Consider the following 24,621-nt stretch of genomic DNA (forward strand, 5'->3'; position numbering starts at 1 on the left):
CGCGATTTACGATTGCGTTAACCCAAATTAATGGCCTGAAGATTAAATGATATTTATTATCAAACAGTATCAAGTTTACAAACTTTACATACTGAGTACTAAAAACTAACCTTTTCAAGGTAAGTCGATTTAATCGTTCAAAATAAATCAAATCAAACTTGCTCTTTCTTCCTGCAACACCTGTGAATATGCACTGCGTGCATAATTATAAAATCAATATTTTGACCGTTTAAAAATGTTAAAATTTACCTTTATCACCTCTCGTTTACCAAATCAGAATCAGCTACAATCCCGCCGCCAGTGACTGCTGGTACTTCCAAAGGAAAATTCATCTTGAGTACATCTCTGCTCAAAAAAATGCGTTGCCTACAGATTGTTTTGCTCGCACTTATGCTTAATGCCTGTGTCGCTCCCCTGTTATTAATGTCACCTCAAGGTCAACTAATGTGGGCCTTGCTTAAACCCCTTGTCGGTTTAAACCCGAATGATGTGGGGTTGTTTGAGCAGCCTTTGATTAAGGATCGTATGAAGGCATTGTTGGGTGATAATTACGATACGACCTTGTCGCTGTTAAAAACCGCTGACAAAATCCAACAGGAAGGCCCATTATTCTACTTAGTCTCTAGCTATACTCCCGTGCCACTGATGGCAGAGAAAGCGGGGCTAGTATGGAACTCAGATACAAACCAAATGGCTGTAATGTTGATGACGGGCGGAGCGCCCTTAGTGATTGCCGAACAATTGAATAACCAAGCGGAAAAAGTGATCCCAAGCTGGCCGAAGGAATTAGCCGACTATACGGATCCTCAAAAGCTAAAACAAAAAGCCCTTGAAGCAGGCGCAAATCAAGTACAACAGCAACTAGGTGTGAGCCCTACTGAACTTGATGCAGCCAAAGCCTTAGCCACTGGCGATGTTAAGGCCGCTCAAAACGCAGTCATTACAACCCCTGTAACAGAAGCTGCCACCACTATAACCGCTCCAATCGTTCCAGCAGAAATAACACCACCTGTTATACCTGAAGTTAAAAAACAGTAAATCAAACAACCTCAGTGGCCTATTTATCGGCCACTGAGGTTTATTCAACACTGCTTCTTATTTTTAAAACTTCCACTTAACATCCAGTTAATCTACTGAATTTTATAAAATATTATTATACAGAGTTAGGAAATATTGAAAATCAGAAAGCAAAAAGCCCGTCCTAGGACGGGCTTTTTAACTATGGCTGGGGTACTAGGATTCGAACCTAGGGATGCCGAGATCAAAACCCGGTGCCTTACCACTTGGCGATACCCCAATAAACTTTTACTTTTATCTTCACTCGAAGATGACATTTTGATGGTACGGGAAGAGAGACTTGAACTCTCACACCTTGCGGCACCAGAACCTAAATCTGGCGTGTCTACCAATTTCACCATTCCCGCATCAAAAATGTACCAGAAATGCTCATACAAACAGCTCTGGATTTTGCCCAGATAAATCAAATGATTTAACGTGGATTTAAATATGGTAGCAATGGCGGGACTTGAACCTGCGACCCCAGCATTATGAGTGCTGTGCTCTAACCAGCTGAGCTACATTGCCAATGGCTGGGGTACTAGGATTCGAACCTAGGGATGCCGAGATCAAAACCCGGTGCCTTACCGCTTGGCGATACCCCAAACAACTTGGAAACTGAAAAATGGCTGGGGTACTAGGATTCGAACCTAGGGATGCCGAGATCAAAACCCGGTGCCTTACCACTTGGCGATACCCCAACTACAATTTGTTTCAAACACCCACAGATGCAGATGCTTCTAAACTCATGCTTTAAAATAATGGTACGGGAAGAGAGACTTGAACTCTCACACCTTGCGGCACCAGAACCTAAATCTGGCGTGTCTACCAATTTCACCATTCCCGCACAGTCTCAAGTTTACATCCTGAAGAGATGCTAGCAAATCGCTAGAACAATAACGAGTTTTCATCTTTATAAGATGGTAGCAATGGCGGGACTTGAACCTGCGACCCCAGCATTATGAGTGCTGTGCTCTAACCAGCTGAGCTACATTGCCACTTCAGTATTGCGCGCCCCTCGTAGCGAGGAACGGGGCGTATTATGCTTATTCGATGTATCTAGGTCAACAGCTTTTTTTCGCTATTTCCCTTAGCTTAAGCTATTCGGCTATTACTTCACCAAACTGAGCAACAGATACGCTAAATTGCGCCCTATTGCTCTTATTTAGCCTAACTTACGAATGCTTAGCCCTTGAATAACAGTGCTTATACGTTAAACAAGAAATGCATTACATCGCCATCTTTCACGATATAAGTTTTACCTTCTACGCGTAGTTTACCCGCCTCTTTAGCGCCAGCTTCACCTTTATAGGTGATGAAATCTTCAAACGCCATCACCTGCGCACGGATAAACCCACGTTCAAAATCAGTGTGGATGACACCCGCCGCTTGTGGAGCACTCGCGCCCACAGGGACAGTCCAAGCGCGCACTTCTTTTACGCCAGCGGTAAAGTAAGTTTGCAGATTCAGTAATTCATAACCCGCACGAATAACGCGATCAAGACCGGGTTCTTCGATACCCAGATCCGCCATAAACTCGTCACGATCTTCGATTTCCATCTCGGCCAGTTCAGATTCAATCGCCGCACACACGGCAACAACGATGGCGTTTTCTGTAGCAGCAATGGCGCGAACGGCATCTAAATGTGGGTTATTTTCAAAACCGTCTTCCGCAACGTTGGCAATGTACATTGTCGGTTTTAAGGTTAAGAAGTTAAGGTAAGCAACGGCTTCCAGTTCTTCTTTTGATAAATCCATTGAACGCAGCATTTTCGCTTCATCTAAAACTGGACGCATTTTTTCTAATACTTCCACTTCAAACTTAGCGTCTTTATCGCCACCCTTAGCCCGTTTTTGTTGGCGCAACACGGCACGCTCTAAACTGTCTAAGTCAGCCAAGGCTAATTCGGTGTTGATCACTTCGATATCGCCAGCAGGATCAACCTTGTTGGCCACGTGAACAATATTGTCATCATCGAAACAGCGCACAACATGACCAATCGCATCGGTTTCACGGATGTTGGCAAGGAACTTGTTACCTAAACCTTCGCCTTTAGATGCGCCAGCAACTAAGCCAGCGATATCCACGAATTCCATGGTTGTTGGCAGTACACGTTGTGGATTCACAATCGCAGCTAACGCATCCAGACGCGGATCCGGCACAGGTACAACACCTGTGTTAGGTTCAATGGTACAAAACGGGAAGTTAGCCGCTTCGATGCCAGCCTTAGTTAACGCATTAAAAAGCGTTGATTTACCTACGTTAGGAAGACCAACAATGCCGCATTTAAAACCCATATGCTTACCTTTCTCTCAATTATTGGCTAGCAAGTCACACTCACCAGCGAGTTTTAGTTGTGCAACCAAACGGCAACACATTACTGAATTATAGAACTGTCATAGATAACATTCGGCATTTCGCCTAGCGAAACCCTACTCCGCTTTAAAGGAGTGTAATCTGGTCATGGCTTTAGCCATGTTTTCTTTATATAAAATCTCAGTTGAACGTACCGCTTCATCAATAGCGGCATCAATAAGCTCTTGCTCTTTCGCTGGTGCTTTACCTAGTACGTAACCACTGACTTGGTTTTTATCGCCGGGGTGACCAATACCTATGCGTAAACGATAAAAATTTTTATCGTTAGCCAATTTGGCAATAATATCCTTTAAACCATTGTGACCACCATGGCCGCCACCGAGCTTAAATTTAGCGACACCTGGCGGCATATCAAGCTCATCGTGCGCGACTAAAATCTCTTCAGGGGTGATACGAAAAAAATTTGCCAATGCGCCTACGGCTTTACCACTTAAGTTCATATAAGTCGTTGGGATCAACAAGCGTACATCTTTACCCTGTAATACCACTCTGGCTGTTAAGCCAAAGTATTTGCTGTCAGGTACTAATGTCACACCGCAAATTCGAGCCAACTCCTGTACATACCAAGCACCCGCATTATGGCGAGTCTGCGCATATTCGGTTCCAGGATTAGCAAGACCCACTATTAATTTTATTTCGCTCATGACACTCAATATCGTTATTTTGTCGATGGCGGTCAGCGAAAAATACCATCCGAGTGCTGACCCTATCTGCTAAAAACGCGGCATTTTAGCACTCAAAGCCAAAGTCAACAAATGCCGCGTCATTTTGCAAGGAGAGAAATCAAGTAGGCTAAGAATTAATTAAGCCCCATAGCGTATTTAAGTACGACTTTCTTGATGGGGGAATTAACGTTCGCAAGCTTTAGTGCACCATTACGTAGCAGTTTAAGCGGCAAAATATCGTTACTAAATCCTGCGTAAAACATATCCATGGTCGTCATCATTAATTGGTTATCGCGGTAACGCTTACGTTGATATTGAGCCAAAACCTCTTTGGTCCACCAAGGTTTATCTTGGGCTAATGCCTCTTTTATTACCCCTAAAAACGCTTCAACATCCTTAAACCCAAGGTTGACTCCTTGACCCGCAAGCGGGTTAATGGTGTGGGCGGCATCCCCTAAAATCACCACATTATTGGCGTAATAGCGCTGTGCATGGCGACGAGTTAAGCCAAAACTGCCTTTATTCTCAACGGTGAAATCAGCGTCCAAACGCGCGGGGAAATGCACTCTTATCTGCTCTGCAAGCTGTTTATGATTAAGTTGCATTAGCTGTTTGATGCGATTGGCATCGTCGTACCAAACTAAGGATGCATGATGACCCGGTAAGGGTAAGAGAGAACGCGGCCCTTTAGGTGTAAACTGCTGCCAAGTGACATCCTGTTGCCCCTGTGCGGTTTTTATATTGATCAGCATGGCCGATTGAGCATAATCCCAACCTGAAATACCAATTCCCGCCCACTGGCGTACCTGTGAGTTTGCACCATCGGCCCCAATCAACAACTTAGCCACAAGTTTAATACTCGATTGTAAGCACACACTCACGCCGTCAGATCCACGGGCAAACGCCGCCACTTTATCTGGACAATATAAAGTGATGCCATCCAATTGTGCCATCTGTTGCCAGAGGGCAAGCTGGATTAAACGGTTTTCAACAATATGGCCTAAATGGCTGGCGCCAATTTGCGAACTGTGGAATTGGGTAATGCAGCCATCCAGTTCCCAGGTTTCTAAGCCAAGATAAGGCACATTACGCATCTTAAGCAGAGCGTCCATTGCGCCTAAGCGATTAAGTAGGGTTTCGGAGGCAGCACTAATAGCCGAGACTCGCACATCTAACGGCTGTTCGACATGGTAAGCCTCAGGCACAAAGGATTCTATGACCGCGACTTTCAGGCCCATTTGAGCAAGTCCAATAGCCGTAGCCGCACCAACCATACCGCCACCCACTAAAATGATATCGAACCCAGTGACGTCAGGATCTGTGACGTCAACATGAGTGGCATCGGATGTCATCTGTGCATTTGTCTCTTCAATCTGGCTCATCTTAGTGACCACCTTATATTCCCTTCTTTATTTCTGCCCAAGTGACATCCTCACAAACTATCTATGCGCCATCTATTTTACCCATATGGCATCAAGCCAAGTTATACGCTGGGACATCCACGAACTTTGTATCAAAAGCATGTTTATTGGCGCTCAAACGTGAGCAAATGTTGCTATAACCCCATCTGCTCATAGTTGCTTACAAAGACAACATTTACCCGTTTCAACACTGACTACACTCAATTAACGCCACCGTATACATTAGCGAGGATGTTATGAAAACACTGACTCTGTTACCAATGACCAGTAGCTTATTGATTTGCAGCGCACTTACATTCGGCATAGCACCACTAGGACAAGCCATCGCTGCTACTGCAGCCGCGAACCCAAACATTGAAACTATTACTGTGACCTATCGTGACCCGCTCGATTATGCCTTATATCAAGATACCACGGAAATGTTGAGCGCATTTCGATTCGAAATCCGTGAAGACATAGGCATTCAAGCACGCAATAGTTTGTTGGAAATGGCTAAAGCTCATCATGTTAACAATCTTAATCTCGCCCAAGTGCAGCCGAACAATAAAAACCTAACATTTGTATGGGTATCGCCCTTGGCAAAAGCCAACAGGTAAAAGTGTGGACAAAGCTGGTCAGCAGCCATAACAGCAGGTAAAATGTCGCGCTATTTTTACTGGGCATCTTAGGGCGACACAACTGATGAGTAAGAAACTCCATATTAAAACTTGGGGCTGTCAAATGAATGAGTATGACTCATCCAAGATGGCTGATCTGTTAGGCGAATATCAAGGTTACACCTTGACTGAAGATGCGTCTGAAGCCGACATTCTCCTGCTCAACACTTGTTCTATCCGCGAAAAAGCGCAGGAAAAAGTGTTTCATCAGCTAGGACGCTGGAAGACGCTTAAAGATAAAAATCCCAATTTGATTATTGGCGTGGGCGGCTGCGTTGCCTCACAGGAAGGTAAAGCCATTAAAGACAGAGCCCAATGTGTCGACATTATTTTTGGTCCACAAACCTTGCACCGTTTGCCCGATATGATCGAACAAGTACGCCGCGGTGACAAAGCGGTTATTGATATCAGCTTCCCTGAAATCGAAAAATTCGACAGCCTCCCAGAGCCCCGCGCCGAAGGGCCAACTGCGTTTGTGTCTATCATGGAAGGTTGCAGCAAATACTGTTCATTCTGCGTCGTGCCTTATACTCGCGGCGAAGAAGTCAGCCGTCCATTGGATGATATTATCCTTGAAATCGCCCAATTGGCTGAACAAGGTGTGCGCGAAGTCAACCTGCTCGGTCAAAATGTGAATGCCTATCGCGGTGCAACTCACGATGGCGCAATTTGTAGCTTTGCAGAGTTACTGCGTTTTGTAGCAGCTATCGACGGTATCGATCGTATCCGCTTCACGACCAGTCACCCGATTGAATTTACACAGGATATTATCGACGTTTACCAAGATACCCCTGAGCTTGTGAGCTTCTTGCACTTACCTGTGCAATCGGGTTCTGACCGTATTCTCACGGCGATGAAGCGCGGCCATATGGCGATTGAATATAAGTCAATCATCCGCCGCCTGCGTAAAGCCCGTGAAGGGATCCAAATTAGCTCAGACTTTATCATTGGCTTTCCAGGCGAAACCAAAGAAGACTTTAGTGACACCATGAAATTGATTGAAGAAATCGGTTTCGACCACAGCTTCAGCTTTATCTATAGCGCACGTCCGGGCACGCCAGCGGCGGATTTACCCGATAACGTCGATATGGAAGAGAAAAAACAACGTCTGGCGATCCTGCAAGACCGTATCACCCAGCAAGCTATGCGCTACAGCCGCCACATGATGGGCACAGTGCAACGCATTCTGGTCGAAGGCCCCTCGGTGAAAAATCCAATGGAACTGCGCGGCCGTACTGAAAACAACCGAGTGGTGAACTTTGAAGGTCAACCAAAACACATTGGGACTTTCGTGGATGTCGAAATCGTCGACGTTTACACTAACTCATTACGCGGTAAGTTTATCCGTGGTGAAGATGAAATGGATCTGCGTCGTAGCCTGCGCCCTGCTGAAATTCTGGCCAAGCGCAAGCAAGATGACGAACTGGGTGTGACTCAATTTAAGCCATAAGCATTAAATCGGCTTAAACAGTACATATACCCAAACAACCTGAAGATACAGGATTCAGGTAGCTTGGGTATAATAAAGAAGGGCGACTTAGTCGCCCTTTTGCTTTCACGCACTTTTATTTAAGTCTACCGAGGCAATTGCTATTTTCCGTTAGCAATTATCGGCTATGACTCGTAAACTAAAATTATCTTGCGATGGTTAACCAACCTCGTACCTTGCTTTCTTATTCGCTATTGGGAGTGCTATTTGTCCAGTAAATTAACTACTATGAATTTGTATCTCGAACCCGCTGAAACGCGCCGTTTGGCATCACTTTGCGGCCCATTCGATGACAATATTAAGCAGATCGAACGTCGTGTAGGTGTAGAGATTGTTAGGAAAAACAATCACTTCCAAATCACTGGATTACCACGAAATTGTTTAAGTGCCAATAACTTACTTAAACAACTTTATATCGAAACCCAGACAATAAAAGGCAGTACACCGGATCTCGAGCCAGAGCAAGTCCATATTGCCATTCAAGAGGCAATTTCCCTTGAACAGGATGACAGCGGCGACGATAAAGCACTGCAGATTAAAACCCGCCGCGGCGTGATTAAACCGCGTAATCCAAACCAAAGTGCCTATGTGGCAAACATTGTGCGCCATGACATTACCTTTGGGATTGGGCCTGCAGGCACAGGCAAAACCTACCTTGCGGTTGCAGCCGCGGTTGATGCATTGGAGCGCCAAGAGGTACGCCGGATTTTACTCACTCGCCCTGCGGTAGAAGCGGGTGAAAAACTCGGTTTTTTACCCGGCGATTTAAGCCAAAAAGTCGATCCTTACTTACGCCCACTTTATGATGCTTTGTTTGAAATGCTCGGCTTTGAAAAAGTGGAACGCTTAATCGAGAAAAACGTGATTGAAGTAGCGCCGCTTGCCTATATGCGCGGTCGTACCTTGAACGATGCCTTTATCATTCTCGATGAAAGCCAAAACACCACCATAGAGCAAATGAAGATGTTCCTCACCCGCATCGGCTTTAACTCCCGCGCGGTAATCACCGGTGACATCACTCAAACCGACTTACCTAAACACATCAAGTCAGGACTGCGCCACGCGATTGAAGTCTTAAGCCAAGTCGAAGAAATCAGCTTTAACTTTTTTGTCTCCCAAGATGTAGTACGTCACCCTGTGGTGGCACGGATTGTTGAAGCCTACGAGGCCTTCGATCAAAAAGAGCAAGCCTTAAAAGCACAGAAAGAAAGCCACTACCAACAACTGCAGCAGGAAGCGTTAAAGCATGAGTCTTGATTTAGCTTTAGATGTTCAATATGCCACGACAAGTGACGGGCTGCCCACAGAAGCTCAACTTATGCTTTGGGCAAAAACAGCGATTGGCAACGGCATGGATAGGGCTGAATTAACTATCCGCATTGTCGATAGTCGCGAAAGCCAAATGCTAAACAGTACTTACCGCGGCAAAGATAAACCGACCAACGTACTGTCATTCCCATTTGAAGCACCAGCAGAAATTGAACTTCCTTTGCTTGGGGATCTTGTCATTTGCGCCGCAGTCGTTGAAAATGAAGCCTGTGAACAACAAAAGACCCTAGAAGCCCACTGGGCTCACATGGTTGTACATGGTTGCTTGCATCTGCTAGGGTATGATCACATTGAAGATGAAGAAGCTGAAGAGATGGAGTCGTTGGAGACTCAACTCATTGAAAGCTTAGGTTTTACTGACCCATATAAGGAACAATAATTAGCTAAGATAATCCCTATCAAAAGCTAATGAGAAAACTATGAGTGACGATATCCCCCCGAGTACGAACGCCCATAAGAGAAGCTGGTTTGATAGAGTAAGTCAGTTATTCCAGGGCGAACCTCAAAATCGTGAAGATTTAGTGGATGTGATTGATGGTGCTGAGCAGCGCGATTTGATCAGCCAAGACACCCGCGAAATGATCAAAGGTGTATTAGAAGTTTCTGATATGCGTGTTCGGGATATTATGATCCCAAGAGCGCAAATAGTTGCGATTCAAATCGACAACACTGTTGAAGAATTGCTCTCAACTGTTATTGGCTCTGGCCACTCGCGCTTTCCTGTCGTCAATGAAGATAAAGACCATATCGAAGGTATCTTACTTGCTAAAGATCTGATCCCTTACGGTTTCTCCAATAGTGAAGAGCCCTTCTCACTCAATCGAGTGATCCGTCCGGCGGTAGTTGTGCCTGAAAGTAAACGCGTCGATGTGCTGTTAAAAGAATTCCGCTCACAGCGCTATCATATGGCGATTGTGGTCGATGAGTACGGTGGCGTATCGGGACTCGTGACAATCGAAGATATTCTTGAAGAAATTGTCGGTGAGATTGAAGATGAATTCGACCACGACAGTGCCGAAGATATCGAGATCCGTAAAGTCGGTAATACGGTTTATATGGTTAAGGCATTGACTCCTATCGAAGATTTTAATGAAGAATTTAATACTTATTTCAGTGATGAAGAGTTCGATACCGTTGGTGGCCTAGTATCCCACGCCTTTGGTCATCTGCCAGAGCGCAACGAGAGCATCACTATTGAAGGCATAGAGTTTAAAGTCGTTAACGCTGATACAAGGCGTTTGATCCAACTCAGGGTTAAACTCCCCGACCCCAATATTGGCGAAGACACAGAATAATTACACGTGCTAAATAACATTCGGGCTTTTGCCCAACAAAAGTCCCGACCCAGCGCCTTGAGACTCTTACTGGCGTTTGCCCTCGGTGCCAGTACAGCGCTTTCATTTGCGCCTTATTCCATCTGGATTATCTATCCTATCGCCATGGCGATCGGCCTTTGGCAAAGCCAATCGCTTTGCGCAAAGGCGAGCTTTTACTATTGGTTAAGCTTCGGCTTCGGCAGCTTTGCCATAGGGATCAGCTGGGTACATGTGAGCATGGATACCTTTGGCGGTATGCCGCTCATCGCCTCCGTTGGTTTAATGGCCTTGTTAGCCTTGTATTTAGCCTTGTATCCCGCGCTAACGGGTTTAGCGCTTGCGTGGCTGACTCAGGGCAAAATCACCCCACTTTGGCGTAATCTTGCTCTTTTCCCTGCCCTTTGGACCTTAACCGAATGGGCCAGAGGTTGGGTTATGACAGGTTTTCCATGGCTTTGGGCGGGTTACTCTCAAACCCAAGGTCCATTAAAACCTCTTGCAAGTATCATTGGCGCCTTAGGGCTCAGTTTCCTTATCGCAATGTTAGCCGGTGCTTTAGCCCTTTGTTTTGTTAAGCGCTTTAAAAGCTTATTACTTTTAATCCCCATTATTGCATTGGCGGCTTGGACCGCCCCCAAACTTTCCGAAATTCATCCTACGGGTGAAACAGTTAAAGTCGCATTAGTACAAGGCAATATCCCCCAAAGTATGAAGTGGGAGCCCGAAGCCCTGTGGCCTACTCTACTAAAATATATGGATTTATCCCGCGAAAATTTTGATGCTGACATTATTGTTTGGCCTGAGGCCGCCATCCCTGCACCAGAATCTATGGTGCAAGACTTTTTAGATAACGCCAATAAAGTCGCTAATCTAAATCACACCTCAATTATTACAGGGATTATCAGCCACCAAAACAATGACTTTTATAATTCATTGATTGTGCTAGGTAATAGTTCAAAAAAACAACAAGACGGCCCAGATTATATAGGTGATGGCAACAACGAATTTAAAAAACATCACCTGCTACCGATTGGCGAATTTGTGCCCTTAGAAGCCTTGCTTAGGCCCATTGCCCCCTTATTTAACTTGCCTATGTCATCCTTTGCTAGGGGAGATTACCAGCAACCTAATTTAAGCGCCTTGGGTCATAAGATAGCCCCTGCCATTTGCTATGAGATTGCCTTCCCAGAGCAATTACGGGATAGCGTTAATCAAGGAACAGATATTCTATTAACGGTTTCAAACGATGCTTGGTTTGGCACCTCAAACGGGCCACTACAGCATATGGAAATTGCCCAAATGCGCTCGGTTGAAATGGGTCGTCCCTTAGTACGCGCAACCAACAATGGTGTTACCGCTGTAGTGGATGAGTTAGGTAATATCACCGCTTCATTGCCACAGTTTGAAACTGGCGTATTACGGGCAACCATTCCACTGGTGACTGGACAAACTTGGTTTGCCAAAATAGGTCAAAACCCTCTACTAATACTTTGTGGCTTACTCGTGCTATTTGGCTTTCTACAACGCTTCAAAGCGCAATAGGATTTAGACCATGCATTATCAAGTCAATAAACAAGATGCAGCAGGTTTTACCTTAATTGAACTCGTCGTGGTGATTATTGTGCTTGGGATCTTAGCTGTGATCGCCGCGCCTAAATTTATCGGTTTAAGTAAAGAAGCGCGGGGGCAAACCTTAAGCCAAGTGCAGGCCAGCGTTAAAACAGCCAATATGCTAGCTTACTCAAAAACGCAAATGCCCAGCCTGCTAAGCCAATCGGTAGCTGGGCGCGATGATATTATTGATATCGACCTCAATGGCGATGGTACTCCAGATACGCGACTAAAATGGGGTTACCTCGATAATACCGATGTGGAAAAATGGATCACATCAGATGATAAGCTCATCATTCAATATCAAGGTATTGATATCACTTATATAGGTTATGATCTTAACAACAATTCCTTAGTGAATGATGACCAATGCTATTTCCGCTACACCCAGGCCAGTGATGCCAATACTCCACCGCAATATGAGACAAACACCCAAGGCTGTTAGTGTGAAGCCCAATTAATCTTTGTTATCCCGCAATTGTCTGCGAATACATTAGGCGCATTGCGCGTTCCACGTTAAGGTTAACGATTAGACGCGGCCTTATACCAATCACAGTTACTCTGTTTGCATAGCCAATATGATAGGTACCATTACCTCGTTCCTTAACCAAGGTACACAGTCAAGGCAACTCTATGGCACAGCTTCGCGTGCGCTACCAAACCCACGAATTTGGGGATCTCGACATTCATGTCAGAACCCTAAGAAATAATCAAGAATTTGAAGACATAGATGGTGAAGCCGAGAAGCTCGGTATTTCCTCCGCAACTTGGCCATTATTTGGCATAGTTTGGCCATCGAGCCAAGTGTTATCCCATCATATGGCCGATTATCAAATTGATAATAAACGTATTCTTGAAGTTGGCTGCGGTATAGGGCTGGCAAGTCTAGTGCTTAACCACAGACATGCCAACATCACAGCAACTGACTATCATCCCGAGTCAGAGAATTTCCTTAAGCAGAATGTCGATTTAAATCACGGTCGTGCAATTCCGTTTGTTCGAACGGGTTGGGCAGATGCACAAACTAATTTAGGTTTATTTGACCTCATTATTGGCAGCGATCTCTTGTATGAACAAGAACATGCCGATCTCTTATCACAATTTATTGAACAGCATGCTAAACCGATTTGTGATGTGGTTTTAGTCGATCCAGGCCGTGGCAATCATGCAAAATTCAGTAAACGTATGGTGACCTTAGGTTACAAACACTCACAACATAAACCCATTCACACTGAATTTTTATTAGCGCCCTTTGGCGGTCAAATCCTCTGCTACTCACGTACCAACAGTTGATATTGCCTAATGAATGCAAATATGAGCAATTTAGGTCTAATCAATCCCAAAAAAAACGACGCAAAGGCGTCGTTTTAACTGCATAGCATCATCACCTTGGTTAAGGTGTTAGCGGCTCGCGGGTAAATTCTTCATGATCACATTCTGGGCAATCGGGTATCACCCCTGGAAACTCTATGCTCATTTCATGCCCACAATTGGTACACACCATAATGCCTTGGTTAACAATATCACCGCTCTGGTAATAACCGTGGTGCTTAAAATCCTGTGTTAACTCATGCCATTCCACTTGGCTACGGTCAGTAATCTCACTTAACCAATGCCACAGGGTATTTTCTAGGGCGATTAAACTGGGGCTATGGCTGAGGCTATCGGCATTTTGTTCTCGAAGAAAGCTGGCAATATCACGCTTTAAAAATTGTTCAACCAAAGCAAGCTCATCTTCTCCGGCCTGTTCTTTTAGACGCAAAAACTCCTTACCTTGGGTGACGGATTTAAATAAATTCTTTGCAGTCAGCGTGTTATCCTCTACAAATTGCGACTTCACCTCGGTAATTAAGGCTTGATACAGTCCTAGTAATTCGCCACTTCTATCATTCATAACCAATACTCCTTCATAGGAACCTTTTTAATGCATCACTTCTAGTTTATTCTATGCAGATCTTATTCGCGCCGATATGGCGTTAGATCAAATAAATAGGCGGCACTGCCGGAAATAGAGTGATGCAAGAGCAATATAATCCCTCAGAAATTGAAGCCTTAGTGCAAAAGCACTGGCATGACAACAAAACCTTTGAAGTCACTGAAGATGCAAACAAAGAAAAGTTTTATTGCCTTTCGATGTTTCCCTATCCTTCTGGCCGACTCCACATGGGACACGTTCGCAACTATACCATAGGTGACGTCGTTGCGCGCTTCCAGCGTCTTCAGGGCAAAAATGTGCTTCAACCAATTGGTTGGGACTCTTTTGGTCTGCCTGCAGAAAATGCCGCAATTAACAACAAGACAGCGCCTGCGCCGTGGACCTATGAAAACATAGAGTACATGAAGAACCAGCTGAAACTACTGGGTTTTGGTTATGATTGGAGCCGTGAAATCGCCACTTGTACCCCAGAATATTATCGCTGGGAACAATGGTTCTTCACTAAGTTGTACGAGAAGGGCCTAGTCTATAAAAAAACAGCTTCGGTCAACTGGTGTCCGAACGATGAAACCGTACTGGCAAACGAGCAAGTACAAGACGGTTGCTGCTGGCGCTGTGATACCCCTGTGGAACAAAAAGAAATTCCACAGTGGTTTATTAAGATCACTGCCTATGCAGAAGAATTATTGAACGATATCGATACCTTAGATGGCTGGCCTGAACAGGTCAAAACCATGCAACGCAACTGGATTGGTCGCAGCGAAGGTGTAGAAATGACCTTCGGCGTCGCAGGAAGCGATAAAACTTTCGATATCTATACCACGCGTCCAGATACCTTAATGGGCGTGACCTATGTGGCGATTGCCGCAGGTCATCCATTAGCTGAAATCGCCGCGCAAACCAATCCTGAGCTGGCTCAATTTATTGATGAGTGCAAAAACAGCACAACATCGGAAGCCGAACTCGCGACCATGGAAAAACGCGGTGTCGCTACGGGTCTTTTCGCCATTCATCCCATCACTGGCAAGCAAGTCCCGATTTGGGCGGCGAACTTTGTGCTGATGAACTATGGCACTGGCGCTGTGATGTCAGTTCCAGCCCATGACCAACGTGACTTTGAATTTGCGAAAAAATACGCTTTGTCGATTGAAGCTGTAATCAAGCCAGTTGACGCCGAAGTGGACATTAGCGAAGCCGCTTATACCGAAAAAGGCGTACTGTTTAACTCGGGTGAGTTCGACGGTTTAGACTTCGAAACGGGCTTTAATGCCATAGCTAACAAGTTAGTCGCCGAAGGTAAAGGCAAGCGCCAAGTTAACTATCGCCTGCGCGATTGGGGTGTTTCTCGTCAGCGTTACTGGGGTGCACCAATCCCTATGGTGACCTTAGCCGACGGTACAGTGATCCCAACACCTGCAGATCAACTGCCAGTATTACTGCCAGAAGATGTGGTGATGGACGGTATTCAAAGCCCAATCAAGGCCGATAAAGAATGGGCGAAAACCCAAGTCAACGGTCAAGATGCACTGCGCGAAACCGATACCTTCGATACTTTTATGGAATCCTCTTGGTATTACGCCCGTTACTGCAGCCCGCATGCGGACGAAATGTTAGATCCCGCTAAAGCCAACTACTGGCTACCAGTGGATCAATACATTGGCGGTATCGAACACGCTTGTATGCATTTGTTATATTTCCGCTTCTTCCATAAATTGCTGCGTGATGCGGGTCTGGTTAACTCTAACGAGCCAGCCAAACAATTGCTGACCCAAGGTATGGTGTTGGCCGATGCCTTCTACTACATCAACGAAAAAGGCGCCCGTGTATGGGTTTCTCCTTTAGATGTAGCCACCACAGAAAAAGACGACAAGGGCCGTATTACTAAGGCTATCGACAAAGACGGCAACGAGCTGGTGTATACCGGCATGAGCAAGATGTCTAAGTCGAAAAACAATGGTATCGACCCGCAGGTGATGGTTGAAAAATACGGCGCCGATACGGTTCGCCTATTTATGATGTTTGCCTCACCACCAGAATTAACCCTGGAATGGCAAGAGTCAGGCGTTGAAGGCGCACACCGCTTCATTAAACGTCTGTGGAAGTTAGCAAGCGAGCATATTGCCCAAGATAATAGCGAAGCCTTAGACGTTAGCAAGTTAACAAGCGAGCAAAAAGCGCTACGCCGTGAGGTGCACAAGACTATCGCTAAAGTGACCGACGATATCGGCCGCCGTCAGATGTTCAACACTGCGGTTGCCGCCGTGATGGAGCTGATGAATCACCTGCAAAAAGCGCCACAAACCACAGGCCAAGACAACGCCATTATCGGTGAAGCCTTATCTGCGGTAGTACGTTTGCTGTACCCAATTATTCCCCATGTGAGCTTTAACCTGTGGAACGAATTAGGTAATGCAGGCTACATCGAAGACAGCCAATGGCCCACCGTTGATGAAGCAGCACTGGTTGAAGACAGCAAGCTTATCGTTGTACAAGTTAACGGTAAAGTTCGTGCAAAAATCACCGTCGCCGCCGATGCGGATAAAGACTCAGTTGAAGCCCTAGGTATGAATGATGAGCATGTGATCAAATACTTAGAAGGTTTAACCGTGCGTAAAGTGATCTATGTTCCGGGCAAACTACTCAGCATAGTGGCAAATTAAATAGGAAACCGCGAAAACTTATGCTAATCAAACGCATATGCTTCGCAATCATGGCACTGACCATTATGGCCAGTGCTGGTTGCGGTTTTAAGCTTCAACGAAGTTATCAGATCCCAGACGTGCTCAGTCAATTAAGTTTGACTAGCTCGGATGAATACAGCGAACTCACCCGCTTAGTTCGTGAGCGTTTACGCTTGAACAACGTCAAAGTGGTTGATGCTGCAAATGATATTCCCGTTTTGAGATTAATGACAGACTCGCTAGAGCGCTCGACACTATCGCTTTATTCCACAGGGAATGTGGCTGAGTACGAGTTGATTTACCTTGTAGAGTTTGCCGTTGCCTTACCGGGTAAAGAGGCGCAACCCTTCAAAATTGAAATTCGCCGCGACTACTTAGACGATCCCCGTACCGCATTGGCTAAAAGTCGTGAAATGGAACTTCTGGTCAAAGAAATGCGCGTTCAAGCCGCCGATCGTATTTTACAATCGATGGCGAGTATTGAGGTGAATTAATGCGGAACGACAATTAAATGCGGGTCTATCCGGATCAACTTTCCCGCCACCTCAATCAATTATTACCTTGTTACCTGATTTTTGGTGATGATCCTTGGTTAATCGAAACAACTAAGGATCAAATACGCCAATTTGCGAAACGCCAAGGCTTCGATGAGAAAGTTCAACTCATTCAAGATACTAGCTTTAATTGGAACGACTTGACTCAGGAATGGCACGCCATGAGCCTGTTTTCCAGTAAACGTCTTATCGAACTCACGCTCCCGAATGCCAAACCTGGCGCCGAAGGTTCTAGTGCACTGCAATCACTACTGCAGATACCCAACCCCGATATGTTGTTGATTATCGAGGGGCCAAAACTCGCCAATGAGCAAACTAACAGTAAATGGTTTAAGGCTCTCGATACCCATGGCATGTATATCCCCTGCGCGACGCCTGAGGGTGATCAGTTTATGCGCTGGCTCGACTCGCGTCTTCAACACTTTAAGCTGCAACTGCAAAATGATGCCCGCGCTATGCTGTATTCACTGTATGAAGGCAACTTACTCGCAGCCGATCAAGCCATGCAACTATTGCAACTGTTAAGCCCGACCAAACCCGTTAGTGCAGATGAGCTAAACCACTACTTTGAAGATCAGTCCCGCTTTACCGTGTTTCAGCTCAGTGATGCACTACTGACCAATAAGCAACAAAGTGCGCAGCATATGTTAGCGCAGCTTAATGGTGAGGGTACTGCCCTACCCATCTTGCTATGGACATTATTCAAAGAATTAAACCTGCTACTCAACCTAAAGAATGAACAAGTTCAAGGCGTAGCCCTGAATACTCTGTGGGGTAAATATCGTATTTGGGATAAGCGTAAACCCTTGTACCAAGCGGCTTTACAACGACTAACATTAGAGCAAATCGAGCATATGCTAGTGTTTGCCTCCAAGATTGAGCTTAATTTAAAGCAACAGGGTAAGGAAGATTGGACAGGACTTAGCCATCTTTGTCTTTTATTTGACCCTAAAGCCCATCAACATTTGGCTCATATAACCTTGGATTAAGCAAAGAGTTGATATGCGTATTGGTATTTTAGGCGGCACCTTCGACCCCATACATTACGGCCATATTCGCCCAGCAATAGAGGTGAAAGAGGCGCTAGGCTTAGATAAAGTCCTGCTAATGCCCAACCATATCCCGCCCCATAAACATCAGCCCAATTTATCCACGGCGCAGCGTCTCAAAATGGTGGCCGATGTATGTGCAGAGTTAGAGGGATTCGAGCTGTGTGATATCGAAGCCAACCGGGATACCCCCTCCTATACGGTTGTCACCCTTGAACAACTCAGTGCGCAATATCCGGATGCTGAACTGTTTTTTATTATGGGAATGGACTCATTTATCCATCTACAAAGCTGGCATAAATGGCAGCAAATTTTTGCGTTTACCAATCTTGTATTATGCCAGCGCCCTGGCTGGCACTTAGCAAACGAGCACCCTATGCAGCAGGTACTCATGGCAAGAAGCGCGGCAATGGATACACTCAAAAATGCTAATCCACAGCATAGCCCCATCCATGGCCGTATTTTCACCGTCGATATTACACCCCAGGATATCTCATCCACCCAAATACGTTCAGCGTTAGCCATAGGAAAAATTCCGACGAATACACTTATGCCTGTGACCTTGAATTACATTCAAAAACAACAACTTTATTTGCCTTAGTAAATTATCTCTCCAGATATCGCAAACAGGGCAGCCGATCCAATGTATTCCGTGGCCTAACACTGATATACTACCGCGCTATTTAAAATTAATGAGGTAAGTCAGCGTGCAGAGCGCGGAATTAAAACAGTTTGTAGTCGACAAGATCGACGACCTAAAAGCCAGAGATGTAGTTGTTATTGATGTTAGCAAGCAATCTAACATTACCGATTACATGGTAATTTGCTCAGGCACATCAAAGACTCATGTTAAAGCAATCGCGGAAAACCTAGTCGTTGAAGCCAAAGCAGCAGGCATCCCACCCCTTGGTGTTGAAGGCCGTGACAGCAGCGAATGGGTACTTGTAGATATGGGGGATGTGATCCTGCACGTCATGCAAGATCAAACCCGTGATTTCTACCAGCTCGAAAAGCTCTGGTCAGAAAAGCAAGCCTGATGAAGTTGCAACTCATCGCCGTTGGAACACGGATGCCCGATTGGGTTACCCGTGGTTTCGAAGAATACCAGCGCCGCTTTCCCCGTGATATGGCGCTGGAGCTTATCGAAATACCCGCCGGAAAGCGGGGGAAAAATGCTGATATCGTTCGGATCCTGCAAAAGGAAGGCGAACAAATGTTGGCTGCTATTCCCAAAGGCAACCATATTGTTAGCTTAGATCTACCCGGTAAAAACTGGACGACGCCAGAACTTGCAACTGCGCTAAGTAAATGGCAACTCGACGGCCGTGATGTAAGTTTGCTCGTGGGTGGGCCCGAAGGTTTAGCGCCAGCGTGCAAAGAAGCTGCCCATCAAAGTTGGTGCCTCTCGGCATTAACGCTACCCCATCCCCTCGTGCGGATTGTGGTTGCAGAAAGTTTATACCGCGCGTGGAGCGTAAACACGAATCACCCTTACCACAGAGAATAGTGGGATCTTGATGTTAACGAGTGTCAACCACCCGTCATGGGATCAGCCGGAGATAGCATAAGTGTCGCCAAAAAAGCGGATAACAATGCATGATCACGCCGCCGAGGCGTCACTCTTTAAGCGCCGTGCGCTATTCACTTTTTGCTGTGTGGTCGCCCTATTAAGTGTATTGGTAACAAATCTTTATCACCTACAGGTTGAATCCTACAAGGATTATGAAACCCGCTCTAACGATAACCGCATTCGTGTTGTCCCTATCGCACCTAGCCGTGGCTTAATTTACGACAGAAACGGTGTACTCCTAGCCGAAAACCAACCCTTTTATTCCCTCGACCTTATCCCCGAAAAGATCTCAAAAATGTCCGAAACCTTAGATGAACTCGGCAAACTTATTGAGATCAGCGAAGACGAGCGAGAAAGCTTTACCGAAGCGCTAAAGTTTCACCGACGCTTTAAACCACTCACACTTAAAAATCAGCTTACTGAAGAACAAGTGGCGATTTTCAGTGTCAACCAACACAAATTTCCCGGTATTTCAGTCGAAGCAGGGTTAAAACGTAACTATCCCTACAATAGTCAACTAACCCATGTGCTAGGTTATGTGGGTAAGATTAATACCCGAGATCGCGCCCAGTTAGAACGCAGCGATCTATGGAAAAATTATGCTGCTACCAAAGATATGGGTAAGCAAGGCATTGAAAAATTTTATGAATCACTACTACATGGCATTCCGGGTCACCTCGAAGAAGAAGTGAACAACCGTGGCCGCACTATCCGTACCTTAAAAATTGTGCCGCCAGAACCGGGGCAGGATATATATCTAACCATAGATCTAAAACTGCAGCAAAAGGCTGTGGAATTACTTCAAGGACATAAGGGGTCAATTGTAGCGATAGATCCGAGAGATGGCGGTATTCTCGCCTTAGTATCTAGCCCTAGTTACGATCCAAACCAATTTGTTCAAGGTATTAACAGCAAAGATTACAGTGGGTTACTCAATGATAAATCTCGCCCTTTGATCAACAGGGCAACCCAAGGGCAGTACTCGCCCGCATCAACGATTAAGCCTATGATTGCCCTACTCGGATTGGATGAAAAAGCCGTTACCGAACACACTCGAATTTGGGACCCCGGATTTTGGCAAATTCCCGGTGTAGAACGTAAATATCGCGATTGGAAACGTTGGGGTCATGGATGGGTTAACGTTTATAGTGCGATTGTAGAGTCCTGTGACACTTACTTTTATGAGTTAGCTTATAAAGTGGGTGTCGACGCTATTGCTCGCTTTATGGAACCCTTTGGATTTGGTCAAAATACTGGAATAGATATTTTTGAAGAATCTGCAGGCAATATGCCTTCCAAGGATTGGAAACGCTTAAAGTACAATCAAGCTTGGTATATAGGTGACACCATTTCAGTTGGGATCGGTCAAGGTTATTGGACGGCAACCCCATTACAACTGGCCAATGCCACTGCCATTTTAGCTAATAAAGGACGTCGCTTTCAGCCGCATTTACTGAGATCCATGAAGGATAATACGGCAAAAATTGACAATCCTATTAATGAGTTCCCCCCAATAGAGCTTAAGAATCCCCGAAACTGGAATATCATCAACGAAGCGATGCGCCAAACCGCACATAAATCTCGCTTTACCGATGCAACCTATTCGGCGGCAATGAAAACAGGAACGGCTCAGGTTATTGGCGTGGCAGAAAATACAAAATACGATGCAGATAAAATCGCAGAACATTTCCGTGATAATGCGCTAGTTATTGCCTACGCGCCCTTTGAAGATCCTAAAATCGTACTCGCAGTGGTCATGGAAAACGCCGGTTGGGGTGGTGCAAACGCAGGTCCAGTTGCCCGTGCCATGCTGGATGAATACATGCTTAGAGACACTTGGAAACCAACACCATGAGTGCCCATACAGAACGTCAAAATATCTGGCAACGTCTGCATATAGACCTCCCCCTATTACTCGGTTTGTTCGCAGTAATGGGCTTTGGACTGTTTGTTATCTATTCAGCCAGTGGTGAAGATCTAGGCATGATGGAGCGCCAGTTATTTCGGATGGTGTTATCGCTTGTGATTATGTTTACCATGGCGCAAATTAATCCTGAGGCGCTCAAGCGCTGGGCCTTGCCCATTTATTTAGCTGGGATTGTTTTGCTCCTCGGAGTACATTTTTTCGGGGAAATTAACAAAGGTGCACAACGCTGGTTGAACTTAGGTTTTATGGAGTTTCAGCCCTCTGAGCTCATAAAACTCGCCTTCCCCATCACTATGGCTTGGTATATTAGTAAGTTTCCGCTTCCCCCCAAAAAACGCTACTTGGCGGGAGCTGGAGTGATTTTGCTCGTGCCGACGCTGCTTATCGCAAAACAACCCGATCTTGGCACATCCATTCTGGTTGCAGCTTCAGGTATATTTGTATTGTTTTTATCGGGTATGAGTTGGGCTATTGTGGGCACCTTTATCGCCGCTATCTTGGCCTTTTTGCCTATCCTTTGGTACTTTTTGATGCACGACTACCAACGGACTCGAGTACTCACGTTGCTCGACCCAGAGCAAGATCCGCTTGGTGCGGGTTACCATATTATTCAATCAAAAATTGCCATTGGTTCAGGAGGAACCTGGGGCAAAGGCTGGCTTGATGGCACTCAATCTCAGCTTGAATTTATCCCCGAGCGTCATACCGACTTTATCTTTGCGGTAATAGGTGAAGAGTTTGGTTTAGTTGGCAGTATTATGCTCCTCATCATGTATCTCTACATTATTGGTCGTGGATTAGTCATCGCATCCCGTGCTCAAACCAGTTTTGCAAGATTGCTCGCTGGTAGTATCACATTGACTTTCTTTGTTTATGTTTTTGTGAATATCGGCATGGTTTCAGGTATTCTGCCTGTAGTAGGTGTACCTCTCCCCTTGATAAGTTATGGTGGCACCTCAATGCTGACATTGATGACAGGGTTTGGCATTCTAATGAGCATTCATACCCACAGACGTTTTGTCGATAGATAATTTTAGGGACTTTTTCATGCTTATTCTTCGAGCTTATTTAGCTCCAGTGGGTTTACTTTGTTTAAGTTCATGCCTTATTGCATGTACAACCCCGAGTGACACAGTACAAACTCCCGCTGGCGAACAAGCAATTGAAGCCGTCAGTGCTCCAACGCCAACACTTCCAGAGGCGTTGCAGGAAGAATTTATTCAAACTCAGATGCAGCAAGGATTTACTCGCGAAGAAACTATCGCCTTTCTTAATAAAGCAAACTATAACCAAGCGGTCATCGATGCAATAACTCGCCCCTGGGAAGCGAAACCTTGGGACCAATATTATCCTATTTTCTTAACCGAAAAACGCTTAGAAGCGGGGCTCGCCTTCTGGAAAAAACACGAAGCCACGATTGCCAAAGCAGCAGCTAAATACCAAGTCGAACCACAGATTATCGTTGCCATTATTGGCATTGAAACCTTCTATGGTCAGTACACGGGCAACTATCCGGTTATTGATGCGCTTTATACTTTGGGTTTCCACTACCCACCAAGAGCAACCTTTTTCCGTAAAGAATTGGGTGAATTGATGAAGCTGGTAAAAGAAGAACATTTAGATATCAGTACACTGAAAGGTTCTTACGCTGGTGCTATGGGCTACGGCCAATTTATCCCCTCTAGCTATCGCCATTACGCCGTCGATTTTGATAAAAGCGGCAATCGTGATCTATTAAAAAGTCCTGAGGATGCCATTGGTAGCGTCGCTAATTATTTCCACGAACATGGTTGGCAGGTGAATGCTCCTGTCGCCTTGCCATTAAACAATAGTAAATCGGCACCTAAAGCTAAGGTATGGGCGGGTGAAAAGCTTAGCTATACAGTGGCAGACATTTTGAGTCCGACCTTAGTATTGACCGATGCAACAGACTTAGACGTATCTCAAAAAGCCTTACTGATTGAGCTCAAACAAGCAGATAAAACTGACTACTGGCTTGGGCTTAATAACTTTTATGTCATCACTCGTTATAATCGCAGCCCTTTATATTCCATGGCCGTTTATCAATTTAGCCAACAATTAAAAGAACAGCATGCCTCTAAAAAATAACCTTTCACTGCTTTTAGCTTTGCTCATATGTTTCATGCTTGCAGCTTGCTCTTCGACCCCAGATAAAGCGAGCACGAGTGCAAGCAAGAAAAATATGGACCCGAATAAGGGCCGCTATTCGCTAAAAAACGACAAAATGCCACTCAATCCACCTGATGTGGATCACGTGCCAAATGCAACGCCCAAGTATGAACCCTACAGCCGCAGGGGGAATAAACCCTATACGGTTTATGGTGAGTCATACAGAGTGATGAATACGGGTCAAGGCTTTACCGAAACGGGTAAAGCCTCTTGGTATGGCGAAAAATTTCACGGTTATGAGACATCGAATGGCGAACCCTACGACATGTACTCAATGTCAGGGGCACATAAAACCTTACCTCTGCCAAGTTATGCGAGGATCACTAACTTAGAAAACAATAAACAAGTGGTTATTCGCATTAACGATCGCGGCCCGTTTCACTCGGAGCGTATTCTGGATGTCTCCTATGCGGCAGCCTATAAACTCGGCATGCTTGCCACAGGTACAGCTCGCATTAAACTCGAGGTGATTTATATCGGTAGCATTGCAGGGACAAGTTCAGCCATTGCCAGCATTAACGACACAGGCAATCACTATATTCAGTTAGTCGCCTCTAAAGATCGCGCTAAACTCAGTAAAATAGCAAAAGAACTTGAGCGAAAATACCAAGTTAAGACCCGTGTACAACCCGCAAATAATATGTTTAGACTACAACTCGGTCCCATCGGCCAAGCTGAACTCGCCGATATGATGCTTAACAAAATGAAGCAAAATGGATACCCTGAAAGCTACATGATTCATGAGTAATAAACTCATAACGCTAAGATGTAGATTTAACTGAAAAATACCACAA

General features: G+C 45.3%; 23 protein-coding genes and 7 tRNA genes. 19 read left to right on the forward strand and 11 right to left on the reverse strand.

Features of this window, described 5'->3' with window-relative positions; translation table 11 throughout:
• Window positions 1-357: 357 nt before the first annotated feature.
• Window positions 358-1,038 carry an Ivy family c-type lysozyme inhibitor gene (locus L2744_RS01520; protein ID WP_248990486.1) on the forward strand — a complete coding sequence of 227 codons (681 nt, stop codon included), beginning with the start codon at window positions 358-360 and terminating at the stop codon, window positions 1,036-1,038.
• A gap of 184 nt (window positions 1,039-1,222) precedes the next feature.
• Here L2744_RS01520 and L2744_RS01525 read toward each other — a convergent pair.
• The 10 genes from L2744_RS01525 to L2744_RS01570 form a co-directional block, all read right to left on the reverse strand.
• Window positions 1,223-1,297 (reverse strand) — tRNA-Gln (locus L2744_RS01525).
• Window positions 1,298-1,339: 42 nt separating this feature from the next.
• Window positions 1,340-1,424, reverse strand: a tRNA-Leu gene (locus tag L2744_RS01530).
• An 83-nt stretch (window positions 1,425-1,507) separates the two neighbouring features.
• Window positions 1,508-1,584: transfer RNA gene (locus L2744_RS01535), tRNA-Met, on the reverse strand.
• A gap of 2 nt (window positions 1,585-1,586) precedes the next feature.
• Window positions 1,587-1,661: transfer RNA gene (locus tag L2744_RS01540), tRNA-Gln, on the reverse strand.
• A gap of 21 nt (window positions 1,662-1,682) precedes the next feature.
• Window positions 1,683-1,757 (reverse strand) — tRNA-Gln (locus tag L2744_RS01545).
• A 61-nt stretch (window positions 1,758-1,818) separates the two neighbouring features.
• Window positions 1,819-1,903, reverse strand: a tRNA-Leu gene (locus tag L2744_RS01550).
• Between the two features lie 74 nt (window positions 1,904-1,977).
• A tRNA-Met gene (locus tag L2744_RS01555) sits at window positions 1,978-2,054 on the reverse strand.
• A 208-nt stretch (window positions 2,055-2,262) separates the two neighbouring features.
• Complete coding sequence (gene ychF, locus L2744_RS01560; RefSeq protein ID WP_248990392.1) at window positions 2,263-3,354, reverse strand: redox-regulated ATPase YchF; 1,092 nt, start codon at window positions 3,352-3,354, stop codon at window positions 2,263-2,265.
• A 135-nt stretch (window positions 3,355-3,489) separates the two neighbouring features.
• Complete coding sequence (gene pth, locus L2744_RS01565) at window positions 3,490-4,077, reverse strand: aminoacyl-tRNA hydrolase (RefSeq protein WP_248990393.1); 588 nt, start codon at window positions 4,075-4,077, stop codon at window positions 3,490-3,492.
• A 155-nt stretch (window positions 4,078-4,232) separates the two neighbouring features.
• A complete protein-coding gene (locus L2744_RS01570) occupies window positions 4,233-5,480 on the reverse strand; it encodes an FAD-dependent monooxygenase (RefSeq protein WP_248990394.1) in 1,248 nt (415 codons plus the stop codon).
• 275 nt (window positions 5,481-5,755) lie between these two features.
• Here L2744_RS01570 and L2744_RS01575 point away from each other — a divergent pair, with 275 nt between their 5' ends.
• From L2744_RS01575 to L2744_RS01610, 8 genes are all read left to right on the forward strand, one after another.
• A complete protein-coding gene (locus tag L2744_RS01575) occupies window positions 5,756-6,115 on the forward strand; it encodes a hypothetical protein (protein ID WP_248990395.1) in 360 nt (119 codons plus the stop codon).
• An 85-nt stretch (window positions 6,116-6,200) separates the two neighbouring features.
• On the forward strand, window positions 6,201-7,625 hold the full coding sequence (gene miaB, locus L2744_RS01580) for a tRNA (N6-isopentenyl adenosine(37)-C2)-methylthiotransferase MiaB (protein WP_248990396.1): 1,425 nt from the start codon (window positions 6,201-6,203) through the stop codon (window positions 7,623-7,625).
• Window positions 7,626-7,871: 246 nt separating this feature from the next.
• The gene (locus tag L2744_RS01585; RefSeq protein ID WP_248990397.1) at window positions 7,872-8,921 is read left to right on the forward strand and encodes a PhoH family protein; all 1,050 of its coding nucleotides are present in this window, start codon (window positions 7,872-7,874) and stop codon (window positions 8,919-8,921) included.
• Window positions 8,911-9,372 carry an rRNA maturation RNase YbeY gene (gene ybeY / locus L2744_RS01590; protein WP_248990398.1) on the forward strand — a complete coding sequence of 154 codons (462 nt, stop codon included), beginning with the start codon at window positions 8,911-8,913 and terminating at the stop codon, window positions 9,370-9,372. The genes L2744_RS01585 and ybeY overlap by 11 nt, the downstream gene beginning before the upstream one ends.
• A 40-nt stretch (window positions 9,373-9,412) precedes the next feature.
• Window positions 9,413-10,288 carry a CNNM family magnesium/cobalt transport protein CorC gene (corC, locus tag L2744_RS01595; protein WP_248990399.1) on the forward strand — a complete coding sequence of 292 codons (876 nt, stop codon included), beginning with the start codon at window positions 9,413-9,415 and terminating at the stop codon, window positions 10,286-10,288.
• Between the two features lie 6 nt (window positions 10,289-10,294).
• A complete protein-coding gene (lnt, locus tag L2744_RS01600; RefSeq protein ID WP_248990400.1) occupies window positions 10,295-11,851 on the forward strand; it encodes an apolipoprotein N-acyltransferase in 1,557 nt (518 codons plus the stop codon).
• A gap of 10 nt (window positions 11,852-11,861) precedes the next feature.
• Entirely contained in the window at window positions 11,862-12,365 is a 504-nt protein-coding gene (locus tag L2744_RS01605) for a type II secretion system protein (RefSeq protein ID WP_248990401.1), read from the forward strand.
• A 188-nt stretch (window positions 12,366-12,553) separates the two neighbouring features.
• On the forward strand, window positions 12,554-13,213 hold the full coding sequence (locus tag L2744_RS01610; protein WP_248990402.1) for a class I SAM-dependent methyltransferase: 660 nt from the start codon (window positions 12,554-12,556) through the stop codon (window positions 13,211-13,213).
• A 100-nt stretch (window positions 13,214-13,313) separates the two neighbouring features.
• Here the strand turns inward: L2744_RS01610 and L2744_RS01615 are convergent, their stop codons facing one another.
• Window positions 13,314-13,814, reverse strand: a complete 501-nt coding sequence (locus tag L2744_RS01615) for a zinc ribbon-containing protein (RefSeq protein ID WP_248990403.1) — start codon at window positions 13,812-13,814, stop codon at window positions 13,314-13,316.
• A gap of 122 nt (window positions 13,815-13,936) precedes the next feature.
• Here L2744_RS01615 and leuS point away from each other — a divergent pair, with 122 nt between their 5' ends.
• The 10 genes from leuS to L2744_RS01665 all read left to right on the forward strand — a co-directional run bounded on the left by leuS (window position 13,937) and on the right by L2744_RS01665 (window position 24,575).
• Window positions 13,937-16,516, forward strand: a complete 2,580-nt coding sequence (gene leuS / locus L2744_RS01620; RefSeq protein WP_248990404.1) for a leucine--tRNA ligase — start codon at window positions 13,937-13,939, stop codon at window positions 16,514-16,516.
• 20 nt (window positions 16,517-16,536) lie between these two features.
• Window positions 16,537-17,031, forward strand: a complete 495-nt coding sequence (locus tag L2744_RS01625; protein ID WP_248990405.1) for an LPS-assembly lipoprotein LptE — start codon at window positions 16,537-16,539, stop codon at window positions 17,029-17,031.
• A 17-nt stretch (window positions 17,032-17,048) separates the two neighbouring features.
• Window positions 17,049-18,080 carry a DNA polymerase III subunit delta gene (gene holA, locus L2744_RS01630; RefSeq protein ID WP_248990406.1) on the forward strand — a complete coding sequence of 344 codons (1,032 nt, stop codon included), beginning with the start codon at window positions 17,049-17,051 and terminating at the stop codon, window positions 18,078-18,080.
• Between the two features lie 13 nt (window positions 18,081-18,093).
• Window positions 18,094-18,741 carry a nicotinate-nucleotide adenylyltransferase gene (gene nadD / locus L2744_RS01635; protein WP_248990407.1) on the forward strand — a complete coding sequence of 216 codons (648 nt, stop codon included), beginning with the start codon at window positions 18,094-18,096 and terminating at the stop codon, window positions 18,739-18,741.
• Window positions 18,742-18,847: 106 nt separating this feature from the next.
• The gene (rsfS, locus tag L2744_RS01640; RefSeq protein ID WP_248990408.1) at window positions 18,848-19,177 is read left to right on the forward strand and encodes a ribosome silencing factor; all 330 of its coding nucleotides are present in this window, start codon (window positions 18,848-18,850) and stop codon (window positions 19,175-19,177) included.
• Window positions 19,177-19,647, forward strand: a complete 471-nt coding sequence (gene rlmH, locus L2744_RS01645; protein WP_248990409.1) for a 23S rRNA (pseudouridine(1915)-N(3))-methyltransferase RlmH — start codon at window positions 19,177-19,179, stop codon at window positions 19,645-19,647. Before rsfS ends, rlmH begins: the two co-directional genes overlap by 1 nt.
• Window positions 19,648-19,708: 61 nt before the next feature.
• Window positions 19,709-21,565 carry a penicillin-binding protein 2 gene (mrdA, locus tag L2744_RS01650; RefSeq protein WP_248990410.1) on the forward strand — a complete coding sequence of 619 codons (1,857 nt, stop codon included), beginning with the start codon at window positions 19,709-19,711 and terminating at the stop codon, window positions 21,563-21,565.
• A complete protein-coding gene (gene rodA / locus L2744_RS01655; protein WP_248990411.1) occupies window positions 21,562-22,668 on the forward strand; it encodes a rod shape-determining protein RodA in 1,107 nt (368 codons plus the stop codon). Before mrdA ends, rodA begins: the two co-directional genes overlap by 4 nt.
• Window positions 22,669-22,684: 16 nt before the next feature.
• Window positions 22,685-23,746, forward strand: a complete 1,062-nt coding sequence (gene mltB, locus L2744_RS01660; RefSeq protein ID WP_248990412.1) for a lytic murein transglycosylase B — start codon at window positions 22,685-22,687, stop codon at window positions 23,744-23,746.
• The gene (locus L2744_RS01665; protein ID WP_248990413.1) at window positions 23,730-24,575 is read left to right on the forward strand and encodes a septal ring lytic transglycosylase RlpA family protein; all 846 of its coding nucleotides are present in this window, start codon (window positions 23,730-23,732) and stop codon (window positions 24,573-24,575) included. Before mltB ends, L2744_RS01665 begins: the two co-directional genes overlap by 17 nt.
• Window positions 24,576-24,621: the final 46 nt, after the last annotated feature.

It is taken from the genome of Shewanella profunda (genome assembly GCF_023283765.1).
Classification (GTDB): domain Bacteria; phylum Pseudomonadota; class Gammaproteobacteria; order Enterobacterales; family Shewanellaceae; genus Shewanella; species Shewanella profunda.